This is a genomic window from Stenotrophomonas sp. 2YAF22, from assembly GCF_052114665.1.
GTDB lineage: Bacteria > Pseudomonadota > Gammaproteobacteria > Xanthomonadales > Xanthomonadaceae > Stenotrophomonas > Stenotrophomonas indicatrix.
Genome location: NZ_JBFRFE010000430.1, coordinates 1 through 3761, shown reverse-complemented (window position 1 = coordinate 3761; position 3761 = coordinate 1). Strand labels below are relative to the sequence as shown.

Here is a 3761-nt window from a genome sequence, read left to right as displayed (position 1 = left end):
GGGCCGCGACGAGGCACGGCTGCTGGCCGACCTTTCGCAGCCGCGCAAGGGGCGAAGCTTCGGCGAGCACCTGCGTCGCCAGGCTGGACTGGACGCAGTGAAGACCGCACTGGTGTTCGAAACACTGGGCAAGGATGCTGGCAACGATCTAGCCGCGGTGATCGCCACGTTGAAGCGCCTGCCACTGCGCCTGCTGCGCCCGCGGCCGATGGCCGAGGTGATCAGCACGGCCGGCGGCGTGCGCCTGGACGCGCTGGACGAGGGCCTGATGCTGCGTGCCTTGCCCGGCGTGTTCTGCGCCGGAGAGATGCTGGACTGGGAAGCACCGACCGGCGGCTACCTGTTGACGGCGTGCTATGCCAGCGGACTGCGTGCGGCAGAGGGCGTGACCGCGTGGTTGGCCACGCGTTGATCAACGCGCGATAGCGCCGGAAATTTCACCTCGGCCGGCGCATCTTCACCGACGCCAATGCCACGCCACTGGGATGCGGATACAGTTCCTCGCGCTCGGCGACGAAGCCCTGCCGCTGGTAGAACGGCACGGCGTTGAGCGAGGCCGACAGCACAACCTCCCGCGTCGGGTCGGCCAGGGCCAGCAACCGCTGCATCAGCGCCTGGCCGATACCCTGCCCGCCCCGATCCGGATCGACGAACAGCGCGTCGATCTCGTTGCCCTCGGTATCGAACACACCGAACCCCAGCACATTGCCCCGGTCATCTTCGGCCACGACGCAACCGCCCTGCCCCAGCAGCCGCGAATACTGCACCGGCGGCGGCGATGCCGACCAGGGTGCAATCACCTCCGGCGGATAATGGCTGCTGCACAGCTCACGTACGCAGCGCGTTCGCAGGGCCCACAGCGTGCCCACATCATCGTCGGTACCCGTCCTGAACTGCATGCAGCCTCCTTGCATGGATGGTTTTCGTGCAGTCGAGCATGGGCTCGGTCCTGCAACGCGGGTCATCGCGACTTGCTGGCACGCAGCGCCTGGATCTTCGGTGGCGGCTGGAACGAATCGCTGCGTGCGTCCGCCCAGAACGAATGGAACACCGCGTGGTCGGGCACCTTGTGCAGCAGCTCGCCCGGTTCCAGGTAGCGATACAGCGAGGCCAGCGAACGGATCTCGACCGGCGACACCCGCCGCAGGATGTGTTCCGGGCCGAGCTCGGCCGGATCGTTCAAGCCCGCCGCGCACAGCAACTCCTTCAGCGCGTGCAGGGTGTGCTCGTGGAAGCTGTACACGCGCGTGGCCTTGTCCGGTGCATCCAGATGCTTCCAGCGTGCCGGATCCTGGGTCGCGATGCCGGTCGGGCACTTGTCGGTATGGCAGCTGAGCGACTGGATGCAGCCCAGCGCGAACATGAAACCGCGCCCGGCATTGCACCAGTCCGCGCCCATCGCAATGGTGCGGGCGATATCGAACGCGCTGGTGATCTTGCCGGCAGCGCCGATACGGATGTGCTCGCGCAGGTCCAGGCCGACCAGGGTGTTGTGCACCAGCAGCAACGCTTCGTGCATCGGCACCCCCACGTGATCGACGAATTCGGCAGGCGCCGCGCCGGTACCGCCCTCGGCGCCATCGACGACGATGAAATCAGGCAGCAGACCGGTCTCGTGCATTGCCTTGGCGATGCCGAACCATTCCCATGGGTGGCCGATGGCCAGCTTGAAACCAACCGGCTTGCCACCGGACAGTTCGCGCAGGCGGGCGACGAACTGCAGCAGTTCAACCGGCGTGGAGAAGGCCGAATGGCGCGATGGGGACACGCAGTCCACGCCCATCGGCACGCCACGCGTCACCGAGATCTCGGCGGTCACCTTCGGCGCCGGCAGCACCCCGCCATGGCCGGGCTTGGCGCCCTGCGACAGCTTGATCTCGATCATCTTCACCTGATCGTGGTTGGCATTGGCAACGAAGCGTTCCTCGCTGAAGCCGCCCTTCTCATCACGGCACCCGAAGTAGCCCGAGCCGATCTCCCAGACCAGGTCACCGCCCRTCTCACGGTGATACGGCGAAATCGAGCCTTCGCCGGTATCGTGGTAGAACCCCCCCAAGCGTGCGCCTTCATTCAATGCGCGGATCGCATTGGCCGACAGCGAACCGAAACTCATCGCCGAGATGTTGAACACGCTTGCCGAATAGGGCTTGGCACAGTTCGCACCGATCAGCACGCGGAAATCATGCTTGGCGATGGTGGTGGGCGCCAGCGAATGGTTGATCCATTCGTAGTCCACCGCATACGTGCTGCGCAGGGTCCCGAAGGGCACCGTGTCCATCTGGTTCTTGGCGCGCTGGTAGATCAGCGCGCGCTGCTGCCGCGAGAACGGCACATCCTCCAGATCACTCTGCACGAAGTACTGGCGGATCTCCGGGCCGATCGATTCCAGGCCATAACGGAAGTGCGCCATCACCGGATAGTTGCGGCGCAAGGTGCTGCGTTTCTGCAGCAGGTCCCAGGTCCCCAGCGCCACCATCGCAGCTGTAAGGCCGACGCCCCAATACCAGGCCGGCCAGATCGTGGCCAGCCACAGGCAGATCGGAAACATCAGGATGGCGAGCAGGTAGACGATATACCGGTGCATGGCGTTCCTCGGTTGCAACTGCCCCCGAGTCTACCGCGCAAGCACCTACAGGCGATCGTCGACCACGCTGCGCGGCCAGGCGGACTTCACGTCATAGACCAGCCCACCGGGCGCCAACAGGCTGCGGATATGGGCATCGTCCATCGCCTTGAAGCTCTCATGCGCCACCGCCAGCACCACCGCGTCGTAGCTGCCGGCCACCGGCTCGGCCAGCCAGTTCACGCCCTCGTCCGCCATGGCAGCCGGCCCTACCCACGGATCGCTGACGTCCACCTGCGCGCCGCTGCCGGCCAGCCGCTGGGCCAGTTCCAGCGCGCGGCTGTTGCGCAGGTCCGGGCAGTCCTCCTTGAAGGTCACGCCCAGCACCAGGATGCGCGAATGCGCTGGCATGCGACCACGTTCGGCCAGCATCGCCAGCACGCGCTTGGCCACATGCTCGCCCACCCGGTTGTTGACCTGCCGGGCGGTGTGGATGAGGTCGGGGTGGTAGCCCATGCTTTCGGACTTGTGCAGCAGGTAGTACGGGTCCACGCCGATACAGTGGCCACCCACCAGCCCCGGACGGAACGGCAGGAAATTCCATTTGCTGCCCGCGGCGTCGAGCACATCCTGGGTGTCGATGCCGAGGCGATCGAAAATCAAGGCCAACTCGTTGACCAGCGCGATGTTGACGTCGCGCTGGATGTTCTCCACCACCTTGGCCGCTTCGGCGACCCGCATCGACGGCACCGGGAACGTACCGGCGGTGATGATCCGCTGGTACAGGCCGTCGACTATCGCAGCCACTTCTGGCGTTGAGCCGGAGGTGATCTTGCGGATGTCGGCCAGGCGCCGTTGGCGGTCGCCAGGGCTGACCCGCTCGGGACTGTAGCCGCAGTAGAAATCGTCGTTGAAGCGCAGGCCCGAGCCCTGCTCCAGCAACGGCACACAGACTTCTTCGGTGGTACCCGGGTAGACGGTGGATTCGTAGATCACCAGGTCACCGGCGCGAAGATGGCTGGCGATCAATCGCGTCGCCGAGCGCAGCGGCTCCAGATCCGGTTGCTCGTAGGCATCGATCGGCGTGGGCACGGTGACGATGTAGACGTTGCAGGTGTCAAGCTGCGCGGGATCGCTGCTGTAGCGCAGCAGCGTGGCGCTGGCCAGTTCGTCCGGCTCCATCTCCAGCGTGTGGTCC

Annotated in this window: 4 protein-coding genes; 1 reads left to right on the top strand and 3 read right to left on the bottom strand. The window is 65.7% G+C overall.

From position 1 onward, the window contains the following. On the top strand, positions 1–412 hold a 412-nt coding region (locus AB4Y84_RS15845; protein WP_442250419.1), incomplete at its 5' end, for an NAD(P)/FAD-dependent oxidoreductase. A gap of 25 nt (positions 413–437) precedes the next feature. Here the strand turns inward: AB4Y84_RS15845 and AB4Y84_RS15840 are convergent. The 3 genes from AB4Y84_RS15840 to AB4Y84_RS15830 form a co-directional block, all read right to left on the bottom strand. Next, positions 438–899, bottom strand: a complete 462-nt coding sequence (locus AB4Y84_RS15840) for a GNAT family N-acetyltransferase (protein WP_301867427.1) — start codon at positions 897–899, stop codon at positions 438–440. A 62-nt stretch (positions 900–961) separates the two neighbouring features. Next, positions 962–2584 (bottom strand): FMN-binding glutamate synthase family protein, encoded by a 1623-nt coding sequence (locus AB4Y84_RS15835; RefSeq protein WP_442250418.1) that lies wholly within the window; start codon positions 2582–2584, stop codon positions 962–964. Positions 2585–2629: 45 nt separating this feature from the next. After that, a partial coding sequence (locus AB4Y84_RS15830) for a nucleotide sugar dehydrogenase (RefSeq protein WP_442250417.1) occupies positions 2630–3761 on the bottom strand: 1132 nt, incomplete at its 5' end.

Excerpts from the sequence above, each read along its gene's own strand:
- AB4Y84_RS15840 (WP_301867427.1), bottom strand. The coding sequence starts at position 899 with ATGCAGTTCAGGACGGGTACCGACGATGATGTGGGCACGCTGTGGGCC.